This is a genomic window from Pseudomonas sp. R11-23-07 (genome assembly GCF_003852295.1).
In the GTDB taxonomy this organism is placed as follows: Bacteria; Pseudomonadota; Gammaproteobacteria; order Pseudomonadales; family Pseudomonadaceae; genus Aquipseudomonas.
This window is the reverse complement of sequence record NZ_CP027761.1, coordinates 1,261,839-1,284,676: the sequence shown is the minus strand read 5'-3', so window position 1 is coordinate 1,284,676 and position 22,838 is coordinate 1,261,839. Positions and strand designations below refer to the sequence as shown.

The 22,838-nt window shown below is 60.9% G+C and carries 19 protein-coding genes; 7 read left to right on the top strand and 12 right to left on the bottom strand.

What is annotated here, in order from left to right; translation table 11 throughout:
• Positions 1 to 13: 13 nt before the first annotated feature.
• The 3 genes from C4J84_RS05630 to C4J84_RS05620 are packed head-to-tail and all read right to left on the bottom strand — an operon-like array spanning position 14 to position 3,007.
• A complete protein-coding gene (locus C4J84_RS05630; RefSeq protein WP_124435053.1) occupies positions 14 to 925 on the bottom strand; it encodes a carboxylesterase in 912 nt (303 codons plus the stop codon).
• Positions 922 to 2,316, bottom strand: a complete 1,395-nt coding sequence (locus tag C4J84_RS05625; protein ID WP_124365997.1) for an aspartate aminotransferase family protein — start codon at positions 2,314 to 2,316, stop codon at positions 922 to 924. The genes C4J84_RS05630 and C4J84_RS05625 overlap by 4 nt, the downstream gene beginning before the upstream one ends.
• Complete coding sequence (locus tag C4J84_RS05620; protein ID WP_124365996.1) at positions 2,309 to 3,007, bottom strand: MtnX-like HAD-IB family phosphatase; 699 nt, start codon at positions 3,005 to 3,007, stop codon at positions 2,309 to 2,311. Before C4J84_RS05620 ends, C4J84_RS05625 begins: the two co-directional genes overlap by 8 nt.
• Positions 3,008 to 3,238: 231 nt before the next feature.
• On the opposite strand from C4J84_RS05620, the gene C4J84_RS05615 reads away from it, so the two are divergent.
• Entirely contained in the window at positions 3,239 to 3,994 is a 756-nt protein-coding gene (locus tag C4J84_RS05615; RefSeq protein ID WP_124435052.1) for a MipA/OmpV family protein, read from the top strand.
• Between the two features lie 132 nt (positions 3,995 to 4,126).
• Here C4J84_RS05615 and C4J84_RS05610 read toward each other — a convergent pair whose 3' ends face one another.
• The 5 genes from C4J84_RS05610 to C4J84_RS05590 all read right to left on the bottom strand — a co-directional run bounded on the left by C4J84_RS05610 (position 4,127) and on the right by C4J84_RS05590 (position 7,771).
• Positions 4,127 to 4,531: an EamA family transporter gene (locus C4J84_RS05610; RefSeq protein WP_124365994.1), complete on the bottom strand. Its 405-nt coding sequence runs from the start codon at positions 4,529 to 4,531 to the stop codon at positions 4,127 to 4,129.
• A complete protein-coding gene (locus tag C4J84_RS05605; protein WP_124435051.1) occupies positions 4,528 to 4,908 on the bottom strand; it encodes an EamA family transporter in 381 nt (126 codons plus the stop codon). Before C4J84_RS05605 ends, C4J84_RS05610 begins: the two co-directional genes overlap by 4 nt.
• Complete coding sequence (locus C4J84_RS05600; RefSeq protein ID WP_124365992.1) at positions 4,905 to 5,825, bottom strand: arginase; 921 nt, start codon at positions 5,823 to 5,825, stop codon at positions 4,905 to 4,907. Before C4J84_RS05600 ends, C4J84_RS05605 begins: the two co-directional genes overlap by 4 nt.
• Positions 5,826 to 6,041: 216 nt before the next feature.
• A complete protein-coding gene (locus C4J84_RS05595) occupies positions 6,042 to 6,695 on the bottom strand; it encodes a DsbA family oxidoreductase (RefSeq protein ID WP_124435050.1) in 654 nt (217 codons plus the stop codon).
• Between the two features lie 56 nt (positions 6,696 to 6,751).
• Positions 6,752 to 7,771, bottom strand: a complete 1,020-nt coding sequence (locus tag C4J84_RS05590; RefSeq protein ID WP_124435049.1) for an alpha/beta fold hydrolase — start codon at positions 7,769 to 7,771, stop codon at positions 6,752 to 6,754.
• A gap of 182 nt (positions 7,772 to 7,953) precedes the next feature.
• On the opposite strand from C4J84_RS05590, the gene metR reads away from it, so the two are divergent.
• The gene (gene metR / locus C4J84_RS05585; protein WP_124435048.1) at positions 7,954 to 8,871 is read left to right on the top strand and encodes a transcriptional regulator MetR; all 918 of its coding nucleotides are present in this window, start codon (positions 7,954 to 7,956) and stop codon (positions 8,869 to 8,871) included.
• A 632-nt stretch (positions 8,872 to 9,503) separates the two neighbouring features.
• On the top strand, positions 9,504 to 13,685 hold the full coding sequence (locus C4J84_RS05580; RefSeq protein WP_124435047.1) for a dermonecrotic toxin domain-containing protein: 4,182 nt from the start codon (positions 9,504 to 9,506) through the stop codon (positions 13,683 to 13,685).
• Between the two features lie 7 nt (positions 13,686 to 13,692).
• Here the strand turns inward: C4J84_RS05580 and C4J84_RS05575 are convergent, their stop codons facing one another.
• Genes C4J84_RS05575 through C4J84_RS05565 form a run of 3 tightly spaced genes read right to left on the bottom strand, consistent with a single transcriptional unit; the run spans position 13,693 to position 15,922 of the window.
• Positions 13,693 to 14,202: a GNAT family N-acetyltransferase gene (locus tag C4J84_RS05575; protein WP_124435046.1), complete on the bottom strand. Its 510-nt coding sequence runs from the start codon at positions 14,200 to 14,202 to the stop codon at positions 13,693 to 13,695.
• Entirely contained in the window at positions 14,199 to 14,612 is a 414-nt protein-coding gene (locus C4J84_RS05570) for an NUDIX domain-containing protein (protein ID WP_124435045.1), read from the bottom strand. Before C4J84_RS05570 ends, C4J84_RS05575 begins: the two co-directional genes overlap by 4 nt.
• Positions 14,609 to 15,922: an HD domain-containing phosphohydrolase gene (locus tag C4J84_RS05565; RefSeq protein WP_124369793.1), complete on the bottom strand. Its 1,314-nt coding sequence runs from the start codon at positions 15,920 to 15,922 to the stop codon at positions 14,609 to 14,611. The genes C4J84_RS05570 and C4J84_RS05565 overlap by 4 nt, the downstream gene beginning before the upstream one ends.
• A gap of 221 nt (positions 15,923 to 16,143) precedes the next feature.
• On the opposite strand from C4J84_RS05565, the gene C4J84_RS05560 reads away from it, so the two are divergent.
• From C4J84_RS05560 to C4J84_RS05545, 4 genes are read left to right on the top strand one after another with little or no spacing between them, the layout of a single operon-like run.
• Positions 16,144 to 18,018, top strand: coding sequence for a bifunctional diguanylate cyclase/phosphodiesterase (locus C4J84_RS05560; RefSeq protein WP_124435044.1), 1,875 nt, complete (start codon positions 16,144 to 16,146; stop codon positions 18,016 to 18,018).
• A 24-nt stretch (positions 18,019 to 18,042) separates the two neighbouring features.
• Positions 18,043 to 19,011: a cytochrome-c peroxidase gene (locus tag C4J84_RS05555; RefSeq protein ID WP_124435043.1), complete on the top strand. Its 969-nt coding sequence runs from the start codon at positions 18,043 to 18,045 to the stop codon at positions 19,009 to 19,011.
• Positions 19,008 to 20,834, top strand: coding sequence for a DAHL domain-containing protein (locus C4J84_RS05550; protein ID WP_124435042.1), 1,827 nt, complete (start codon positions 19,008 to 19,010; stop codon positions 20,832 to 20,834). The genes C4J84_RS05555 and C4J84_RS05550 overlap by 4 nt, the downstream gene beginning before the upstream one ends.
• Complete coding sequence (locus tag C4J84_RS05545) at positions 20,831 to 22,210, top strand: ATP-binding protein (protein WP_124435041.1); 1,380 nt, start codon at positions 20,831 to 20,833, stop codon at positions 22,208 to 22,210. The genes C4J84_RS05550 and C4J84_RS05545 overlap by 4 nt, the downstream gene beginning before the upstream one ends.
• Positions 22,211 to 22,240: 30 nt before the next feature.
• On the opposite strand, the gene C4J84_RS05540 is transcribed toward C4J84_RS05545, so the two are convergent.
• On the bottom strand, positions 22,241 to 22,756 hold the full coding sequence (locus C4J84_RS05540; RefSeq protein ID WP_124435040.1) for a hypothetical protein: 516 nt from the start codon (positions 22,754 to 22,756) through the stop codon (positions 22,241 to 22,243).
• Positions 22,757 to 22,838: the final 82 nt, after the last annotated feature.

Genomic DNA, 22,838 nt, shown 5'->3' with positions numbered 1-22,838 from the left:
TGAGTTCTTCCAGCTAAAAAGAGGCAGCCGGTTTCAGGGCAGCTTCGCTGCCCAGCGGGAGCAAGCTCCCTCGCCACAACAGCTCAGGTTCGACGGACCGAATGTGCTGCTCGACAAACGCGGCGCTCAACTCGATCACACGGCGGTATTGCAGGTCGACCGTGATCATGTGGTAGCAGTTATCCAGCAGGATCTTGGTCACCGGGCCACCGAGGTGGCGCTCCACGTAATCGGCGTTCCAGCGGCTGGTGATGTCGTCCTCGATGGAGTGCAGCACCAGCGTCGGTACCTTGACCTCGGGCATGCGTTTCCTGACCACGGCGTTCAGACGGTGCAACTCGCGCACGGTGATACCTTCCATGGTCAGCAACCCCGCCTCGCTGCTCTCTCCTTGCTTCATCTGCCGCTCGACGACGGCCCGCAGGCGTTCGTTCTTGATGCCGTAGGGCGGCTTTTCTTCGAAGCTGCACAGGTGCACGCCGAACGGAATCTTCATCAGCAACGGCGTCAGAAACGCCAGTTTGTTGATGCTCCAGCCGTCGTACTTCAAGGTGGTGGAATACATCAGCAGCCCGGCAACTCGCCCAGGGTGTTCGGCGGCCACATACATCGACATCACCGCGCCCATGGACAAGCCGCCAACGAACACTTGCGCGTGACGCCGCTCGATCTGTGCGAAGGTCTTGCGCACCCCTTCGTACCAGTCCCGCCAGCCGGTGGCCTGCAAGTCGCTGTTATCACCGCAGTGCCCGGCCAGGGTGGGCACGTACACCGTGCAGTTGCCCGCCTTGACCAGCCCCCTGGCGACCTGGCGCAATTCCGTCGGGGTGCCGGTCAGGCCGTGAATCAACAGGATCCCGACCGGACCAGCACCGAGAACGAAGCCGGCATCACCTTCACCGAGGTCGATCTCGCCGCCACTCACCGTGTGGTCGCTCGCACCAGCAGTTGCTCGAGCAGCTTCAGGCCCAGCTCGATTTCCGGGTAGCTGATTTCCAGGGACGGCGCCAGGGTGATCACGTTCTTGTAGTAGCCGCCCACGTCGAGGATCAGGCCGAGCTTCTGGCCATCCACCAGCATGTCGCCTTTCATGCCTTCTTCGACCATGTAGTCCAGGGTTGCCTTGTCTGGGGTGAAACCGTCCGGGCCGCAGATTTCGCAGCGCAGCGCCAGGCCCAGGCCGTCGACGTCGCCGATGATCGGAAAACGTTTCTGCAAATCCTGCAGGCCTTCGAGGAAGTATTTGCCCTTGGCCATGACCATCGCGCCGTAGTCGACCTCGCTGGTCATCTTGAACATTTCCAGGCCGACCGCGGTGCCCAAAGGGTTGGAGGCGAAGGTGGAGTGGGTCGAACCTGGCGGGAAGATTTTCGGGTTGATCAACTCTTCACGGGCCCAGATGCCACCCAGCGGGTTGAGGCCGTTGGTCAGCGCCTTGCCGAACACGATCACGTCCGGCTGCACGTCGAAGTGCTCGATCGACCACAGTTTGCCGGTGCGGTAGAAACCCATCTGGATTTCGTCGCTGACCATCAGGATGCCGTGCTGGTCCAGTACGTGCTTGAGCTCGCGATAGAAGTTCATCGGCGGGATCACGTAGCCGCCGGTGCCCTGGATCGGCTCGACGTAGAACGCCGCGTATTCGCACTGGTTGGTTTTCGGGTCCCAGACGCCGTTGTATTCAGTCTCGAACAACCGCGCGAATTGCTGCACACAATGGCTGCCGTACTCTTCCTTGGTCATGCCCTTGGGGCCACGGAAGTGATAAGGGAACGGGATGAAGTTGGCGCGCTCGCCAAAGTGGCCATAGCGGCGACGGTAGCGGAAGCTGGAGGTGATCGACGAGGCGCCGAGGGTGCGCCCGTGGTAGCCGCCTTCGAAGGCGAACATCAGGCTCTTGCCGTTGGACGCGTTACGCACCACTTTCAACGAGTCTTCAATCGACTGCGAACCACCGACGTTGAAGTGCACGCGACCGTCGAGGCCGAACTTGTTCTTGGCGTCCACCGCGATCATTTCCGACAGCTCGATCTTGCCCTTGTGCAGGTACTGGCTGGCAATCTGCGGCAGGGTGTCGATCTGTTGCTTCAATGCGTTGTTCAGGCGCGGGTTGGCGTAGCCGAAGTTGACGGCCGAGTACCACATCTGCAGGTCGAGGTAGGCCTGGTCTTCGGTGTCCCATACGTAGGAGCCTTCGCAACGGCTGAAAATACGCGGCGGCTCGATGTAATGCACGGTGTCGCCGTAGGAGCAGTACTTGGCTTCCTTATCCAGAAGGATCTGGTCTTCAGTGGTAGCGATACGGATATCAGACATGATGGAAAATTTCCTGAGTGTCGGCAGTAAAGGATGTGGCGTTGGCGGCGATGCCTTGTGGCAGTTGCGCCAGCAATGCAGGCACTTCGGCAAAGGTGTCGAAGCGCGCATGGGGAATCTGGTGGGCGACGCAATACTCGGCGAGGCTGCCCTTGGCGAACACGAAGTCGGCGGTGGAGGCCACGCACATATCGGACTTGCCGTCGCCGATCACCAGCACGCGCTTGTTGCGCGGCGTGGATTTGCATTTGCAGTTGCCGGAAGCGGCGCGGCAGGCATCGCTTGCATACGGGAAGTCGATGCGCCAGCTGTTCTGGTCGACCTGGCGCAGACGGTTGGCGAGGATCGGCAGCAAGGTCACATAGTTGCGCGACAGAATGCGCGCGATGCCCTGCTCGATGCCGTCGCTGACCACTTCGATGGTCGCGCCCAGGCCCATGACGTGATCGACGAAATCCGGAAAGTCCGGGTCGATCTCGACACTGTCGAAATAGGCCAGCAACTCGCTCGGGGTCGCCTTGATCAGCGCCAGTTGGCGGCTCAGGCATTCGCGTGAGCCGATATGCCCGTCCAGCCATTCCTGTTCGATGGTTTCCCATTCGGGACCGGCGAAGCGTTGGAGGACGTTGTCGATGACATCGGTGGGGGTGATGGTCCCGTCGAAGTCACACACGATATGCCATTGGATCATTGCGTCTACCTTTGGAAAGAGGCGCGCTGTATGCGCTTGCCTTACCGGTAGAGCAGGGAGTGTGCCAATTGGCCAAAGCCCAGCGGGGCTGGGGGGTTTCTGGATATTCCGAGCGACAGGTGCGCTGCAAGCTACAATTTTTGTAGCTTGCTACAAACAAGATGAGTGCTTGCGCAGGCGCCAGGGTTTGCGCGTTCATGCGCGCCTGTTCACTCATCAGGAACTGTGACCATGTTAAGGATCACATGCGCTGCGCTCGTCGGGCTGCTGAGCCTGAGCGCGCAGGCCGAAGGCATTACCGGAGACGTCGGCGCAGGCGTCAGCTACCAACCCCACGACCCGACCGGCAGCCGCTACGAAACCCGCCCCGTGCCCTACCTGGACCTGGACTGGGGTGACGTCAGCCTGAGCACCGATGACGGCTTGACCTGGAGCGCGCTGAACGCCCACGGCCTCACCGCCGGCCCGTACATCAATTATTTGTCGGGGCGTACCTCCAATGGTGCGCTGCAAGGCCTGCGCAATGTGTCGGACATGGCCGAGGTCGGCGGTTTCGTCCAGTACGCGCCGGCCGATTTCTGGCGGGTCTACGCGCAGCTGGGCCAGGCCGTGGGCGGTGGTCATTCCCAGAGCGGGGTGCTGGGCAAGGTCGGCGGTGAACTCGGTTACCCGCTGGGCGGTGGGATTATCGGCAGCAGCGGCCTGGTGGCGCACTTTGCCGACGCGCGCCAGAACCAGACGTTTTTCGGGGTGGACGATAACGAGGCGGCCGCCACGGGGTTCAAGGCCTATAACGCCAGTGGCGGTTTCCAGAACGTCACCTTGAGCCAGAGCTTCCAGTTCCCCCTGGCGCGCAACTGGTCATTGCTGACCAGTGCGAGTTGGGTGCACCTGGTCGGCTCGGCGGCCAACAGCAGCATCGTCAGGCAAGCCGGCGAGGTGAACCAGGGCCAGGTGCAGACGGCGATCAGCTACACATTCGATTGATTCACCTCGGTCAAAATGTGGGAGGGGCGGTGCGACGATTCGACTTGCTCCCGATAGCGGTGGGTCAGTCAATACACCTTTGGCTGATACACCGCTATCGGGAGCAAGCCCCCTCCCACATGGGATCGTGTTTCAGTTCTCTTCGCCTTCGGCCAGCAGGGCGATACCGGCAATGATCACCACAACCCCCACCCAATGCAGCGGACTGATGTGCTCCCCCAACCCCAGCCAAGACCCCAGCAGTACCGCCACAAATACCAGCGAACTCAACGGAAAGGCCAACGACAGACTGCTGCGCCGCAGGATCAGCATCCACACGAAAAACGCGCTGATATAACTGGCAATCGCCGCCAGAATTCCCGGGTTGCGCGCGACATCCGCCAGCCACTGCCAGGTGAAATCCATCTGCCCCAATTGATCACCGGCCACCTTGGTAAACAACTGCCCGGCACTTTCAGTGGCGATCAACAGCGCCCACAGCACCAGCGTGCCAAGCCGCCCATGCAACCAGCCCGTGTCGACGGTTTGCGTACTCATGCCTGGCCCCCCGCAATCGCCACCAACATCACCCCAACCGTAATCACCAGCGTGCCCAGCCAACGCCGTCGGCTGACGGTCTCCTTGAGCACCCAACGGCCCGCCAGCACCACCAGGCAATAGGCCAACGCTGCCAGCGGAAACAGCAGGCTCAATGGCGCACGGGACAAGGCTTCGAGCCAGACGAAAAACTCGATGACATAGGCCCCGATGCCGGCCCAGAGCAGCGGCGCATTGAACACCTGGCCCCAGAACGCGCGCAGACGGAAACCGCCATCGAGTTGCGGCAAACGGTCCACGCCCAGCTTGAAACACAACTGGCCGATCACATCGAGCACGATGGAAAGCGCCAGCAACATCATGACGGTCAGGCTCACGGGAACAACTCCTCGAACAGATCGATCAGCGCCGCATTGGTTGCGGCATTGCGCTGCAAATCCTGCGCGCTCCAACGCTCGGGCGGGGGCTGGTCGGATTTGGCTTCCCAGCGCTTGAACGCGTTGCTGAAGGCAGGCGCGGCGAACTCGCCGCACACGTCGATGCCAATGATGCGTTTATGCGCCGCCAACGCCCGCAGGGCCTGGAGCAAGTGGCTCAGGCGCATGCCGCCCTGGTCCCAATTGGTGGCGGCGTCTTCACTGGCGAGCACGTCTTTGTCGAGGGTGATCCAGACCGCGTCGGTGGGCAGGCTGGCGATCATCTGGTCCAGGAACGTGGTCCAGTCCAGCTCCGCCAGGTTGCGCCAGTGCAGGTGATTTTCCTGCTGTCGGTGCCCGGCGCCATCGCCGACCCGGCCCCAGACTTTCGACGGAGGGTGCTGCCAGGGGAACAGCTGCAACTGCCCGCGCTTGAGGGCGCCGAGGTTACCGCCGCGCAACTGCGGGTTATGCAGGTCGTCGCTGCAAGGGCCCAGGGTGACGATGCGTTTGATCGCCGGCATCTTCAGCGCGCGGTTGACCCACGAACCACAGTGGCGCTTGGGCGCAAAGCGCACCCAGTCGGGGTGGTTGTCGAAGTGGATCAGGCTGATGGGTTCTTTCAAGTCGGCGAGAAACGCCGGCGTGAGGTGGTGATAGTCGCCGGAGCCGACGAACAGGATTTCCGGGCGCGCATCCCTGGGCCGTGGCCGCTGGGCCAGGCGCTCGACGAAACGTTTCCAGGTTTTTTCGGTGGACCAGAGGCGCAGTTTCGGGCCCAGGTCCAGCAGATCCAGGCGCGTGGCCCGGCCGCTGGCCAACCGCTGGGCAATCGGCGCCTGAGCGGTGAGGCTGTGGTCGAGGTCAAGAATATTCAAGGCAGTGCTTCATCCCTAATGGCAGCGCCCAACCGCAGGCCGGATGGGCTTTAGGGGGTCAATGCAAGGGATGGGCCAGGGGTATATCGGGACCTACACAAAACCAATGTGGGAGGGGGCTTGCTCCCGATAGCGGCGGGTCAGTCAGCGCATATATTGACTGATGCACCGCTATCGGGAGCAAGCCCCCTCCCACATTTTGATCGGTGTCTGGCTTTAGTTTTTGGACTCACTAATGATCTGGCGAATCGCCCCAACAAAGGCTTCTGCCGGCTGCCCACCGCTCACAGCGTACTGGTCGTTGAACACGATGGTCGGCACCGAGGTCACGCCACGGGTGATCCACAGCTTCTCCTGCTCACGCACCTCTGCTGCATATTCGTCGCTGGCGAGAATCTCGGCGGCGCGCTTGAGGTCCAGGCCGACGCTTTCAGCGATGATCGCCAGGGTCGCGTGGTCGGAGGGATCCTGGCCGTCGGTGAAATAGGCCTTGAACAGCGCCTCCTTGAGGTTGTATTGCAAGCCTTCCAACCCGGCCCAATGCAACAGACGGTGCGCATCGAAGGTGTTGTAGATACGGCTCTGGCCATCGGTGCGAAAGGCAAAACCCAACGTGGCACCCATGTCGCGAATTCGCTCGCGGTTGGCCTGGGACTCTTCGGCGCTGGAGCCGTATTTCTCGGCGATGTGCTCAACGATGTTTTGCCCGTCGGCGGGCATGTTCGGGTTCAATTCGAACGGCTGGAAATGAATCTCGGCCTGCACCTCGGCGCCAAGCTCATCAAGGGCCTCGGTCAAGCCGCGCAGGCCGATGATGCACCAGGGGCAAGACACGTCGCTGATGAAATCGATTTTCAGGGGAGTACTCATGGGCAGGCCACCTCGCTGGCATTAATGCGCCGCAAAAGCGACACGATACACCACCTTCACAGCAGCTTCGAAGGCGCGCCCAGGTCGATCTGCGCCCAGTGCGCGGTATCTTCGCGATGGGCTTGCAGGTAAGGCAGCACCGCCGCCAGCAACGGCGCCTTGAACGCTTCCTGGAAACGGTGGGCCAGGCCTGGAATCAATTTCAACTGGCTGCCCTGGATATGCGCGGCCAGATGAACGCCGTGCATCACCGGCAGCAACGGGTCGGCGGTGCCATGAACCACCAGGGTCGGCACCCGCAGCTGGTTGAGCAACGGCACGCGGCTCGGCTCGGCGAGGATCGCCATGATCTGGCGCTTCACGCCTTCGGGGTTGAACGCACGGTCATAGGACAGCGCCGCCTGATGCAGCAATGCCTGGCGATCATCCTGCACATTCGGGCTGCCCAGTGCCGCAAGCAAATCCGCCTGCTGTTCCAACGCCACCTCACGATTAGGCGCGCTGCGCCGCGACAGCAACTGCACCAGTGCCGCATTCGGGGCCGGCAGGCCTTCGGCGCCGGAGCTGGTCATGATCAGGGTCAGGCTTTCCACCCGCTGCGGCGCCATCGCCGCCAGGTGCTGGGCGATCATGCCGCCCATGCTCGCCCCCAGCACATGAAATTGCCGGACCTGCAACGCATCCATCAAACCCAAGGCATCGTCGGCCATGTCGGTCAGCGTGTAGGGCGCCGCCACCGGCAGGCCGAGCTTGTAGCGCAGCACCTCGAAAGTCAGGTTGGCGCTGGCCGGTGCCTGGCGCCAGGTGGACAGGCCAACATCGCGATTGTCGTAGCGGATTACCCGAAAACCTTGCTGGCACAGCGCGACAACCACTTCGTCAGGCCAGTGGATCAACTGCCCGCCCAGGCCCATCACCAACAGCAAGGCAGGGTCGGACGCACGCCCGATACTCTGGTAGGCGATGCTTACCTGAGCCAGGTCGACCGTTTGGGTCGGGACATTGACGTCACATCGAGAAGCCGCAAAAGACGGCAGGCCGAACAACAGAGCGGCTAGTAAAAGCAACACGCGCATGAAAAACACCGAAACGCAGAACCCCAGTAGAGCGCGAGTCTGATGAAGTTTGTTCAAGCGCGCTGCCACAGTTCGATGACAGTTTGATGAAGAGTGCCAGGCGGTCCTGGTCGACATGCGCTGCAACATGAGACAAACTCACGCCATTCCGCTTCGTCACAAATTGTCTTCATGGAGAGCCCGTGCTCGAGATCCGTCACCTCAAGACCCTGCACGCCCTGCGCGAAGCCGACAGCCTGGTGGAGGCGGCCGAGCGCCTGCACCTGACCCAGTCCGCGCTGTCTCACCAATTCAAGGAACTCGAAGAGCGTCTGGGCATGCCGCTGTTCGTGCGCAAGACCAAACCGGTGCGTTTCACCAGCGCCGGCCTGCGCCTGCTGCAACTGGCGGACGCCACCCTACCCCTGCTGCGCGGCGCCGAGCGCGACATCGCACGCCTGGCCGGCGGCACCGCCGGGCGCCTGCACATGGCCATCGAATGCCACAGCTGCTTCCAATGGCTGATGCCGACCATCGACCAGTTCCGCGATGCCTGGCCCGAAGTCGAGCTCGACCTGGCCTCGGGCTTTGCCTTCGCGCCGCTGCCGGCCCTGGCCCGTGGCGACCTCGACCTGGTGGTGACGTCCGACCCGCTGGAGCTGCCGGGCATCACTTATGTGCCGCTGTTCACCTACGAAGCCATGCTCGCCGTGGCCAATCAGCACCCGCTGGCGAATAAATCGTACATCGTGCCGCGAGACCTGCTGACGGAAACCCTGATCACCTACCCGGTGGAGCGTGATCGCCTGGACATCTTCACCCGCTTTCTGGAGCCGGCCGACGTGGAACCCGCCCAGGTGCGCACCTCGGAACTCACGGTGATGATGATGCAACTGGTGGCCAGCGGCCGTGGCGTGTGCGGCATGCCCCACTGGGCGCTGCACGAGTACAGCTCACGCGGTTATGTGAAGGCCAAGCGGCTGGGCGAGAAAGGTTTGTTCGCCACGCTGTATGCGGGGATTCGCGCGGACATGCTCGATGCGCCGTACATGCGTGACTTCTTGCTGACGGCCAAGGACACGTCATTTTCGACGCTCGATGGCGTGAGTGCGGTGCGCTGAGGCCCGCGATAGGCTTCCCGTTACCTGCCAACTTGGCACGACCCTGAACCTGTGGCGGCTCGGAAGCCGAAGCCTCTCTAACTGATGCCGCGTTCCAAATGTGGGAGGGGGCTTGCCCCCGATTGCGGCCTGACAGCCGACCGAGATGCTGGATCAGTACGAGTACATATCCGTTGCTGCGGTAACGGCTGCTATGGGTTCCGCCCTTACGGCGGCTCACTTTTGAAAAGCGCAAAAGTAAGCAAAACGCTCTTGCCCCACCACTCGGCACCTCGCTTAGGCTCGGTGTGCCCGTAATCCGACAGTGATTTGGGGGGCCGCCGCCACGCGCCATCCATGGCGCGGGGCGGCTAAACCGGCATCCCTGCCGGTTTACCCCCCAAATCACTGTCGAATTCCGGCCAGCGTGGTTTAACGGGGCGCCTGGATCAAAAGCAAGATCACAAGCAAGAGCGGCTCGCTTCGCATCGTGGATACCTATGCGTTACCTGAGACCAACCCGGCATAGTGCTCGGCTGTCCGAGACACATGCACCGCTGGGCCTCTTGGCGCCGCGCCTACACTCGACCCTCACATTCATCCGGGCGCACGGCACCCTCCCTCAACCTGCGCCCTTTAGTAAGGGTTCGCGCATGCACACTTCATTGCCTTCTTCCCCAGCCCGACAGGGTGACGATCCACAACCGATCCAGGCCAAAGACACGCCTCTCGTCACTTTTCAGCCCGTGACGTGGCCTGTGGTACCCCCGGCGTCTTCGACCGAGGACCAGCAGGAGCACCTCATCGGCGAGCTTGCCAAACTCAACGTCCAAACCAACGACCTGATACAGGCACAGCCAAGCCTGGGCAGGGTGTATCAGCATAAATTGACTGAAGCCTTTCCCCATTCGCCCCGGCCCATCAACCCCAAGCAGATCTTTTACAGCCGTTACCGGGAGGACCAGGAGGGGCAACGGCAACTCTTGTTCAGCGAGCCGCTGGGGTCGTTGCTCACCCGGTTGCGCGCGCCAGACGGCGGCACCTATCTGACCCAACAGAGCGGTGCCTTCTACCGGGAACCCAACACACTGGACGCGGACAAGCACCTGTCTTCAAACGGCACGGCGGCGCAGCTGGCCGGCTCGACGGAAATCGCCGTCATCCAAAGTCTGAACGCGTTCTGGGACACCGCCGAGGACGACCAACCCGACCCGGAGGAACAACTGATTGCCTTGCGTCGCCAGGTGCTGGCCCATCAACTGGCGCTGCGCACGGTGGATGGCACGTTGTCGGCGGCCGGGCGGACACTGGCCGACAATGTGCTCAAGTACCCCACTGCGGCGGCGCGGGAAAAGGCCTTCGCCATCGACAACAGGCCCGCGGTATACCGGCTGATGCTGGAGGACGGCAGCGAGTTCGCCGCGGCATTCATCCTCAACGCCACGGGCAAGGCTCCGCCTACGGGCAGCGTGATGCTGTACAGCCCGGGCGAGGCGTTTGAGGAATATGAAAACCTGGACCGTTTGAATCAGGCCGTGGCGGCGCGCATACGCGAAGGCGGCCCGGCCGGCAAGCGCCTGCTCGCAAGCCTGTCGAAAACGGCCCGCGCAGGGCTGCCCGGTTTGCCCGTGCTGGCCGCAAGCCCGCCAACGATAGAGGCCGATATCGTGGCGCACTGTGTTCGCTCAGTGCGAATTCGACAATATTTTGCTGTGCGCGAAGCCCTGCGCAAGGAGGCATTGCCGGTGGCCGGCGAACTCGATCTGGCGGCGGACATCACCCAGTATCTGGATATCACCGATGCCTTTGCCACACGTAATCTGCGCCTGATAGAGGTGCGCGAACCCGAGTGGCTGAAAACTGCCGACGTGCACGAACAGGCCCGCTACAGGCAATTGGAACAGGCGATGAGTGACAGCAATACAGCGCTCATGCCTCTTCTTGAAAAGGTTCAGACGCTGGAAGCGTTTTCACTCGAACACACAGACAAGGTCCTGAAAAAACAGAAACCGGCCTATGCCGATGTGGATATTGCCCCGTATAAAAGCCTGGTTCATCTGCGTATATCCGCCTCCCTGCCGGTGGAGTTGATGGGGTATCGCGACGAGAACACCTCGGTCGTTTACATCACCGCCGATGAAAAGATAAGCATCCCACGGTTTCTGGAAGGCCAGACACTGACCAGTGGCACCTGGAAGAGCCAGGTCGTCATAGACCTGCGCACACTGGGCAGTTACGCCCAGCGCAATGTCGACCCATGGTCCGCGCATGACTTCCACAGAACCATCAGCGCCACCGCCACCCTTGTCGATACCGACGGCAACACCAAGGGCACGCTTGGCGATTCGGATTTACGCGCGCTCGCCCAGGAAGCCGACATTGGAGGAAAATACGCCGAGTACCTGAGGTCAACCTTTGCGCAGGGCAGCGAAGGCAACAGCTTCGCCACCGCCTGGCAGCGCGCCAACGCGGCGAAAATGCACAAGGACGCCCTGGAGAGCCGGTTGAATCCCGATGTTTACAAGCTGTTTATATTCAAGACGCCCGGGAGCGGGCTTGACTGGATAAAGGCGGTGGTCGAGTACCCCGATTCCACAGAACGCCCCCGGGTCAGCGCGTTCGAGATCGACGTGAACCTGTTGGTGATGGGCGGCGCACTGGATGAAGGCCGAGGGGGGCAAGTGATCAACGGCGTGTTGATCATTCAGCGAAAAGGCACCACGCCTGGCGGCGTCTGCGTGCTGTATACACCGGATGCCCCGGATGAAGCGCCGTTCAGGGAACTGGCCAACGGCCTGAAAGAGCTGGACGCGCTGAAGGCAAAACCGCAATGGCGAGCCTACTTCAGCGCGCGCATGGCCACTAACGATGCGCACGAGCGCTCACGGATCTTCAGCGACACACGCGGCATGCACCGCTATGCCTTAACAACGATAACCGGCAATTTTCACGCGTATTTGTATCTGGTGCAGCTTGGGTTTCAACTCGCGCATGCCGCTTTCCGTTCACGCAGCAATGCGCAGATTTCCCGCGAGTCCACCGTAAACGCCTTTATGTTCGGCATTGAAGTGGCCGATCTTTTTATCGGCCTGGTGCCCGGCAAGGCCGCACAGACGTTTGTGCGCAGGGGCATAGAGAAAGGGCTAAGCCTGGCCAGACAACTGGGCCGCCGTATGCCGGGGCTGGTCCGAAAAATCGGCACCCACCACAGGGCACGCATCGCGGTCACAAAGGCTTCGATCCGGCCGTTGGAGCCGGCCTGGGTCGATGTTGCCGCGTATCGGTTACCCCAACCGATCGACGCATTCTTTGACGTGGAAGAATTTGCCCAGGCGAACCACTACACGCTGTGGCGCACATCGGGCAACGCCCCGTGTTTTTTTGACAAATACAATAATCAACTGATCGCGATGAGGGATGAAGGCGGGCGTTATCACCTGTTTCAGTCCTTTGTCGAAGACGGTGCGCGCTATGTAAAAGACCCGGCAGGAAACAGCGCGAACTTTATGGTGGTGCCGGGCGACGCAAAAAGCTGGAAGCCACGTTTCGAACGCACGACAGCGGGCGGCGGCACGGTGATGGGCATGCTGCGCGGGCTCACGCCTGAACAGCAAGTCGATGCCGACCTGATCGCGGCGCTTGGTATCTACTCGACAGATGAGCAGTTAAGGTATTTCGAACCCCTCATTAAAGAAATGACGGAGCCACAGAAGCGAGCGCTGCTGGCGAACGTACGACAGCAGATGGGTAATATCGACGAAGCCACCTTTCGTCGCAGGATCTCGGGGCAGCGGAATTTAAGCCCACGCGCCAAAGATGAATTACGTGAAGCATTGTTGAGGCTGCATTCGGAGGCGGACATCTACGTTCACATAAACAGATCAACCTCGAACCTGGTCCCTCCCCTGCTCCCGTTGGACAAAGATAAATTGTTTAAAAAAATAAAAAGACTAATTGGCAAAAACGATAACTTTTCAAAAGAAATCCGAGCCTCCATTAAAATTCAGGACCCCGACACAAACGCACAGTTTGTAGGTTATGCGATCACACCCAAGCAGATGAAGAGCCTGGATAAATTTGATGAAAATTATAAACTTTCAACTTGGTCATCGGATTCGCTCAAGGCGTTTCTAAACGAAAAAGGACGCCAACAAACGCTTACCCGAATAGCTACCGATAATAAAATTACGCGCGAAGAGGCGCTGGAATCGCTTTTGTCGAACCCAGAAGTACAAAAATCCTTAACCCTGTTCAGAACAATAAAATTCAAGGAAAAGCTCAAAGAACTTGGCGTGGTCTCCTACGCCGAAGACTTTAAAAAATCCGGCATTCCCTATGTCGCCATGTCACGCGGTACATACAAGAGCGGTGAGTCTGACGTAAGAATGATCGACAGTGTCGCCGTCACGGATTTTGAAAAGAACCTCCCTCGGTTTTCAGCGTCTTTAGAGTTTGACGCCCCCCGTGTACCCATCAAAAAAATTGAAAAACCGTCCCCTGCACCGACACCGTCCCCGGCTCCCCCAACGGTCCGAGACCCCGCGGTCAACATCGTGAAGCAGGACGAGTTGTTAGAAGCGCAAAGTCCGCTGCTATCAGAGAGTGCGAGAAACAAACTCGAGCAGATCACTCAGGACATTCAGGCAGGTCGTGTCAGCCGCAAAAAAATCGGCAACTACACCTATACTGATTTACCCCAGATAGAGGCAGGCGCGGGCCGTGGTCGATGGCGGGTGGCCATTGAGCGCACCGCAAAAGAGGATGGCAAAGATGTCTTCGTACTCCGAGGTATCTTTGATTATCACGATACGAGGTCGGTCGCCTGGGGAATGTAATGCCCCCTTAACCCTCGCCGCGCAGCTCACGCCACATGTGGATCTTGTCGAAGTAGTCCAGGCCCACCCGCACCGCCAACGGTTCCAGGCCGTACTGGATAAAGCCGCAGCGCCGGTACAACGCAAAGGCGGCGTCATTGCCGGCGGTGACGGTCAGTTGGACCACCTTGAGGTGCGGGTGCTCGCGTGCCTGGTCGAGTGCCGCCTGCACCAACCGGCGGCCCAGGCCGTTGCGTTGATGGGCTGGAGTCACGTACATGCCGAACAACGTCACCTTGTGCCGCGCTTTCTCCCGAGGCTCGAACGCCAGGCCGACGATGCCGACCAGTGCGTCGCCGGCATATGCGCCGAGCAAACGGTCCAACGCACCGTCCAGGCGCTTTTGCCACCAACTCAACGGCATCGCTGCGCGCTCGGCGACGCTGGAGGTGAACGCCTGGGGATAAGCGTCATAGGCCTCGAGCATCAATGCCCGATAGGCCTCGGCATCGCAGGCGTTGAGTGGGCGAATCGTCATGCGCCGATCAGCGACGCACGGTACAGCGGCAGGATCTGGTCACGGCTCAGCGGCGCCAATGGCAGGCCGCCGTCGCCCATGGGGTCGATCCAGCGTATTTCTTCAATTTCAGCGGCCGGGGACACCGCCACGTCGATGTGCAGCTGGAACATGTCGGCCTGCACGGTGAAGCCCGGCTCGTTGGCCGCAGGCCCCGAGAACTGGCCGAGGTACACAGCTTGTGCCGGATCGATATGCAGGTTCAGTTCTTCCCGCAGCTCGCGGGCCAGCGCCTCGACCGGTTGTTCGCCAGCGTCAATCTTGCCGCCGGGCTGCATGAAGGCCAGGGTCCCGCGTTTGCGCACCAGCAAGGTCTGGCCGTGTTTGTCGATCAGGACCGCGGCAGCGATGCGGATAATTGAAGGGCTCATGTGGGAATCGTTATCTCGTCGGGTTGTTTGATAAATACGCTGTATTTTGCGCCCTCCATCGACTCGAACGCGATCAGCTTGTCCACCAGCGGCAGGTTCAGCACCTTGCCGGCGTTGAGCAGAAGCATGCCGTTGTCGGCGTTGAGGTTGCGCGCCAGGACCATGCCGTCTTCAAGTTCGCGGGTGGTGAGGACTTTGACCGTGGGGTCGCCCAGGGTCACGTCGCTGAGGAAGGTGGCGCAGGCCTGCACAAAATCCTCGACCAACTCCGGGTCGTAAAGGCGCCCGGCGTACTTGCGGATATACAGCAACGCTTCATCGCTGTTCAAGTGCCGCTCCAGGATCAGGCCTTTTTGCAGCTCGATGAAGTCCACGGCCAATTTCAGCAGCCGCGAACCCGCCGGGATCGCCTCGCCCTTGAGGTGGTCGGGAAACCCCGAGCCGTCCCAACGCTCCTGGTGATGACGAATGATCCGCGCCGCATCCTTCATCGGCTCCAGGGTCATCAACAGCGACTCGCTCTGGGTCGGGTATTCGCGATACAGCGCGCGGTCGGTGCTGTACAGCTTGTCGGACGGCGCAACCATCATGCTGTCGGTCCAGCTCAGTTTGCCGATGTTGTACAGCGCCGCAGCCATGGTCAGGTCGCGGGTGCTGGCTTCATCCATGACCTGGGCGGCGCAGTACACGCGGATCAGCTCGATCAACGCGCGGTTGGTCTGCTTGTCCTTGGGCAACCGCAGGTTGGCCAGCAACGAAAACACTTCGGTACCGGTCACGTAGCTGCGCTTGAGCTCGTCGTAGGCCAGGTCGAGCATGTCGGCGGTCTGTTGCAGTTCGGCGGTACGCGCCGTCACACGCTTTTCCAGCGTGGCGTTCAGCGTTTTGAGCTGGTCGTTCTGCTCCCGTGTGAGGCGTTCAAGCCGCTGATGTTCGAGGGTCTGCTGCAAGACCAACTGCAACTCTTCGTCGTTCCAGGGTTTGCTGATGTAGCGGTGAATCTGCCCGTCGTTGATCGCCTTGACGATGGTGGTCAGGTCGGCGTAACCGGTGAGCAGGATGCGGCCGGTGGCCGGGTACAGGCGGTGGACTTGCGCCAACAGCGTGGCCCCGTCCATACCGGGCATGCGCGCATCGCTCATCACCAGGTCGATGGGCCGGGTTGCCATGATCTCCAGCGCCTGGGCACCGCTGGTGGCCAACACCACCTCGTAAGGCTGGCTGCGCAACAGGCGGCGCAGGCTGTTGAGGATCGACTCTTCATCGTCGACCAGCAGCACAGCGGACTTCGTAGCGAGTTGTTCATCCATGGCGACTCTGCCTTCAAATTAAACGATGTGAAGCTCGATTGAACCGGTGCGCCATGCCGATCCAGGCCAGCAGCGCGAAAATGCTGTTGATTTGACGCCAACTGGCCGTCGATATCAAGGGAGCTCAGCTATGCTGTCACTGCATGTTCACACCCCTTTGATTGTAAAACCAGGGAAGGAATCGTTATGCCGTCGAGTCTTCTGCACAGGCGCAGGGCACCATGACCCCGGAATCAGGGCGGGCCAACCGTCGCATCCTGATCGTCGATGACGCGGCTTCGATCCACCAGGATTTTCGCAAGATCCTCTGCGCCGATGAGCACGGCGAGCCCTCGCTGGACACCTTGGAGTCGGCCCTTTTCGGCACCGCCGCGCCGGTACGCCAGGCATTCGAGCTGGATTCTGCCTACCAGGGCCAGGAAGCGCTGGCGCTGGTGAACAAGGCACTGCAGGCCCAGGCGCCCTATGCGCTGGTGTTTATCGACATGCGCATGCCCCCCGGTTGGGACGGGCTGCAAACCATCGAACAACTGTGGGACGTCGACCCCAACCTGCAAATTGCCCTGTGCACGGCCTATTCCGACTATTCCTTCGAGGCGATCGAAGCGCGCTTGAAGTACAACGACCAGTTGCTGATTCTGAAAAAGCCATTCGATCACCTGGAAATCCGCCAGATGGCCAGCGCCCTGACGTGGAAATGGCAACTGGCCCAGGACGCGGCGCTCAAAGTGATCAGCCTGGAGCGCACCATCGAAGAACGCGTGCAGGAACTGCTCAAGGTCTCGCACCTGTTGCAATACGACGCCCTCACCGGGCTGCCCAACAGTACGCTGCTGGGCGACCGGCTGACCCAGGCCATCGCCCTGGGCCGGCGACACGACACGCAACTGGCGGTGATGTTTATCGGGCTCGACCGCTTCAAGCGCATCAACAATGCCCTGGGCTACCCGGTAGGCGATGAAGTGCTCGAGCAGGTCAGCCAGAACCTGGTGGCAACGGTACGGGCCTCTGATTCGGTGTTTCGCTACGGCGCCGATGAGTTCGTGATCCTGCTCAACGATATCCAGCACCCCCAGCAAACCCAGCACATTGCGCAAAAAGTGCTGAATGCCATCAGCGCGACGCGGCACGTCGCCGGGCAGGACCTGAGCGTGACCGCCAGCCTTGGGATCAGCGTTTACCCCAACGACAGCGCCAACGCGGTGGGGTTGATCAAGCAAGCTGAAACCGCCATGCACACCAGCAAGGAGCGCGGCCCGAACGACTTCAGTTTTTATACCGAAGACATGAACCTGCGCGCCCGACACCAGCAAAACCTGGAGAGCGCGCTACGCCAGGCGCTGGAGCGCGATGAGTTGGTGCTGCACTACCAGCCCAAGCTGGAACTGGAATCCGGGCGGATCGTCGGCGCGGAGGCGCTGACACGCTGGTTTCATCCAAGGTCCGGCTGGGTCAGGCCGGCCGAGTTCATTCCGGTCGCCGAAGACAGCGGCCTGATCGTGCGCCTGACCCAGTGGGTACTGCGCCAGGCCTGCGCACAAGCCCAAGCCTGGCGGCACATGGGCCTGGCGCCGCTGCGCATGTCGGTGAATATTTCGGCGATCGACTTTCGCCAACGCAACTTCGTCGACAACCTGGCCGCCATCCTCGAACAAACCGGCCTGCCGCCCGCCCTGCTGGAGCTGGAAATTACCGAAAGCGTGCTGATGCAGAACGTCGATGAAACCGTGGCGATCCTGCAAAGGATCAAGGCGCTGGGGGTGCGCCTGGCCCTGGATGATTTCGGCACCGGCTACTCCAGCCTCAGCTACCTGCGGCGCTTTCCCATCGATGTGCTGAAGATCGACCAATCCTTCGTGCACGGCCTGAGCATTAATAGTCAGGACGAACAACTGATCAGGGCTATCATCGGCATGGGTAAAAGCCTGAAACTGGAAATAATTGCCGAAGGCGTGGAAACCATCGACCAACTGAATTTCCTCAAAGCCCAGCGCTGTGAGGGGGGCCAGGGTTTTCTCTTCAGCAAAGCGTTGGCGCCGCAGGATTTCGTCCAGTTGCTGCAGGTGGGTAGCGCGACACTGATGCCCGATCAATAGCCCCAGGCCGCAAGGAGTGCTCGCTTGAGCCATGTTTCAACTGTCCGTACCGGCTTCATTCTCGCGTTGTGCCTGGGCAGCGGCGCACCGCTGGCCGCCGCACCGCTGAACGAGGCGCTCAAGCCCATGCCGGCAATACCGGCGCTGGACCCGGCCAAGGTTGAACTGGGCCGCCAGTTGTTCAACGAGCCGCGCTTGTCGGCGAATAACACGCTGTCCTGCGCCAGCTGTCACCGCCTGGAATCCGGCGGCGCCGACAACAAGCCGTTCTCGATCGGCTTTGACGGTAAACCTGTGGTGCTCAACACGCCTTCGGTGTTCAACGCCAGCCTGAACTTCAAGCAGTTCTGGAATGGTCGGGTAGACACTCTGGAAGCACAGGTTGATCAGGTGGTCACCAGCCCCGTGGAAATGGGCAGTGACTGGAACACCGTGGTGCAGAACCTGGCGGCCCTGCCCGTCTACCAACGCGCCTTCGCCCAGTCTTACCCCGATGGCCTCAGCGCCGCCAACGTGCAAAACGCACTGGCTACCTACGAGCGCACGCTGCTTACGCCCGACTCGCGGTTCGATCAGTATCTGCAGGGCAACACCGCGATACTGACCACCCAGGAAAAGTACGGCTACCAGCGCTTCAAGGAGTACGGCTGCATTGCCTGCCACCAGGGCGTGAACATCGGCGGCAATATGTTCCAGAAATTCGGAGTGATGGGCGATTACTTCCAGGCACGCGGCAACCCGCAGGAGTCGGACCTGGGGCGCTACCTGCTGACAAAGGACGAAGAGGACCGCTATGTGTTCAAGGTGCCCAGCCTGCGCAATGTCGCCGTCACCGCACCGTATTTTCACGACGCTTCGGCCAAGACCCTGGAAGAAGCGGTCGATGTGATGTTCAAGTACCAACTGGGGCGTAACCCGACCCAGGAAGACAAGGACCTCATCATTCAATTTCTCAAGACCCTGACCGGTAACTGGGCGGGTAAGCCCCTATGAGACGCTTGTCACGCCTGTATCGCCGCCGCGCCAGTCAGGTGCTGCTTGGCCTGATGACCCTGTTCCTGGCCTCCACGCTGGTGTTTTTGTACCTCAAGTCTTCCCGCGACCAGACAGCCACTTATACCCAGTCGCGAGACCTGATCCGCCAGCTCCAGCAACTCAATGCCCAGTGGGACAGCGAAGTGCTCAAGGCGCGGATCGCGATTACCCACAACTACGACCCGCTGGTCATGCCCCTGACGGAAATGACCCGGATCGGCGCTGAACTTGCGAGCCGCGACTCCTACCACAGCGCTGCCGACCTGCCGGGTTGGCAAGCCAGCCAGGCGGCCTATCAGGCGGCCATCCAGGACAAAGCCCGGTTGGTGGACCAGTTCAAATCCCACAACGCGGTATTGCGTAATTCGCTGGCGTTTCTGCCGACCGCCGAAGATGACATCCAGGCCCAATTCAGCAGCATGGACGATGAAGGCCGGCTGAAACTGCAGGGCGTGGCCACCGACACCTACGACCTGCTGCTCAGCAGCCTGGAGTTCGCCCAAGTCACCAGCGACGAACGCGCTGCCGATATCCTGGTGGGCCTGGGCAAACTGGCGATCAACAAACAGAGCCTGCCGGTTGAGTTCCAGGCGCCGGTGGATATCCTCAGCAATCATATTTCGCTGATCCTGCGCGAACAGCCGGTGGTCAACAGCCTGCTCGAACGGATTGCCGCCGTACCCGTGGCCGAGCACCTCGACGCGCTGACCACCCACCTCGATCAGGACCAGCAGGCCGCCGACCTCATCGAACATCAATACCACCGCTATCTGCTGGTGTTCTCGACGTTGCTGGTGGTGCTGCTGCTCTACCTGGCCGTGCGCCTGCTGCGCAGTTTCGCCGAGATCAACCGCGTCAACCGCGCCTTGCAATCGGCCAACGAAACCCTGGAGCAACGGGTGGAACGGCGCACGCAGCAACTCAAGGACGCCCAGAGCGAACTGCTCGACAGCGCCCGCCAGGCAGGCATGGCCGAGATCGCCACCAACGTGCTGCACAACGTCGGCAACGTGCTCAACAGCGTGAATATTTCCGCCGACCTGGTCAGCCGCAAACTGCGCAGCAGCAAGGCCCAGGGCCTGGGCAAGGCCATGCAACTGATCAACGCGCATCAGGGCGACCTGGGCACCTTCCTCACCGAGGATGAAAAAGGCAAATTGCTGCCGGCCTATCTGAACCAACTGGTGGACGCGATTGCCAGCGAGCAGCAAGGCATGAGCGATGAGCTGGCGCAGTTGAGCAAAAGCGTCGACCACATCAAGGACATCGTCTCGACCCAGCAATCCTATGCCGGCGCTTCCAAGCTGCTGGAGCCTGTGGATATCGGTGCCCTGATGGACGATGCCTTGCGCATGAACGCCGGCGCCCTGAGTCGTCACCACGTCACGGTGGTCAAGGAATACGCGCCGGTGCCGCAGATTCTGGGGGACAAACACCGGTTGCTGCTGATCATGGTCAACCTGATCAGCAACGCCAAGTACGCCATGACCGGTCTTTCCGAGCGGCCACGGCAAATCACCCTGAGGGTCGAACAGGTAGATGACCAGACCCTTAAAATCAGTGTGAAGGACGACGGCGAAGGCATACCGGTCGAGAATATGACGCGGATCTTCACCCACGGCTTTACCACCCGCAAGGAAGGCCACGGCTTCGGCCTGCACAGCTGCGCCCTGGCCGCCGTGGAAATGCACGGCCAACTCACGGCTCACAGCGACGGACCGGGCCTTGGCGCGGTGTTTACCTTGACGATTCCCCTGACCCTTGTCGGAAGTACCGCATGAACCAGCCTCCCAACCGGCGCATCCTGCTGATCGATGACACCCCGTCCATTCATGAGGATTTTCGCAAGATCCTGATGCCGAGCGCGCCATCCAACGAGGCGCTGGACGAGATGGAGTCGGCACTGTTTGGCGATACCGCCCAGCCGCAGGCCCAGGCGTTCGAGCTGCACTGCGCCTATGGCGGCGAAGAAGGCCTGGCCTTGCTGAGCACCGCCATGGCCGAGCAACGCCCTTACGCGCTGGCCTTCGTGGATATGCGCATGCCCCAAGGCTGGGACGGCGCGAAGACCATCGAGCAACTGTGGAAGGTCGCACCCGACCTGCAAGTGGTGGTATGCACCGCGTACTCGGATTATTCCTGGGATGACCTGCTGTCGCGCCTGAACGCCTATGACCGCTTGCTGATCCTGAAGAAACCGTTCGACAACATCGAAGTCCAGCAAATGGCCAACACCCTGGCCAATAAATGGGACATGGCCCGGCGCGCGTCCCTGCAAACCCAGCATCTGGAACAGCTGGTGGAACAACGCACCCAGGCGTTGCAGTTGGAAATCAACGAGCGCAAGCACCTGGAAAGCCAGTTGGTGCAGTCGGAGAAGCTGGCCTCACTGGGGCAACTCGCGGCCGGCGTCGCCCATGAGATCAACAACCCGGTGGGCTTCATCTCATCCAACCTCAGCACCCTCGACAGCTACTTCAACCAGTTGCAACAGATGCTGGAGGCTTATCAACACAGCGAAGCGCTGATCCCGACGCAGGACCAGCGCGAGCGGCTCAAGGCGTTGCGCACAGAGTTGGAACTGGAGTTTCTCAAGGAAGACATTCCGGTGCTGATCCGCGAGTCCAAGGACGGCATTGGCCGCGTGGTACAGATCGTCAAGGACCTGAAGAACTTCTCGCGAGTGGATAACGACCAGACCTGGCAGTTCGCCAACCTGCAACAGGGCATCGATTCGACGCTGAACATCGTCGCCAGCGAACTCAAGTACAAGGCCGATGTGGTCAAGCACTACACGCCCCTGCCGGACATCGAATGCCTGGCCTCGCAGCTCAACCAGGTGGTGATGAACCTGGTGATCAACGCCGCCCAGGCCATGGGGCCGGAGCGCGGCACCATCACCATCAGCAACGGCGTGGACGGCGACACCATCTGGTTGGAAGTGGCGGACAACGGCTGCGGCATCGCGCCCGACACCGTGCAGAAGATTTTCGACCCGTTCTTCACCACCAAGCCGGTGGGCGAAGGCACCGGGTTGGGGCTGTCATTGTCCTACGGCATCGTCAAGAAACACCGTGGGCATATCTCGGTCAGCAGCGAGCTGGGCAAGGGCACGACGTTTCGGGTGGTGCTGCCGATTCGGCAGACGGCGGCGTAGGGCACGCCGCCGGGTACGGCCAGTTACCCATCAAGCCTGCAGCGCTATTTTTTGCTGGCGCAGCGTCGCGGCCAGGTCTAACAAGCCTAAACCTTCGCGCAGCCCTTTTTTGACGGACTCAGGCGTGGCGTCGTTCCTTACCACCGCATTGAGGTAACCGTTGGCTATCGCATGGTAATCGCCGGTAACCGCACCGAGAAGCGCCTTGTCAAAACCGTCTTCGCGGGTTTTACGAAACCCGTCCAGCGCCCCGCTGATGGTGCCATCAAGGCCTGGCTTAGCCTTTGCAATTCCCTGCAACACGTTGCTCATGCCTGGGATAAACCACAGGCTCTTGGCCGCGTCAGCGGCAAACCGCTGGAATTTTCCCGGTGGGGTGCCGTCGCGGTACGCGTGGGAAGTGTGGTGGTGCTGAGCGGATTGCATTCGCTGCTCAGGGTCGATCGCGGCGGACGCGCCTTGATGAATGATGGAAGGGCCGAAAGCGGCAGATATGTTCGACATGAGCGATGACTCCAAGAGCATGAGAGAAAGGGCGTCCTGCACGATAGTGGCCGCCTTTCGCCGAACGGTTCCATGGCCCGCGCCTGGCAAATGCCGCCCCAGAGCCTCCGATCCTTGTCCCCTG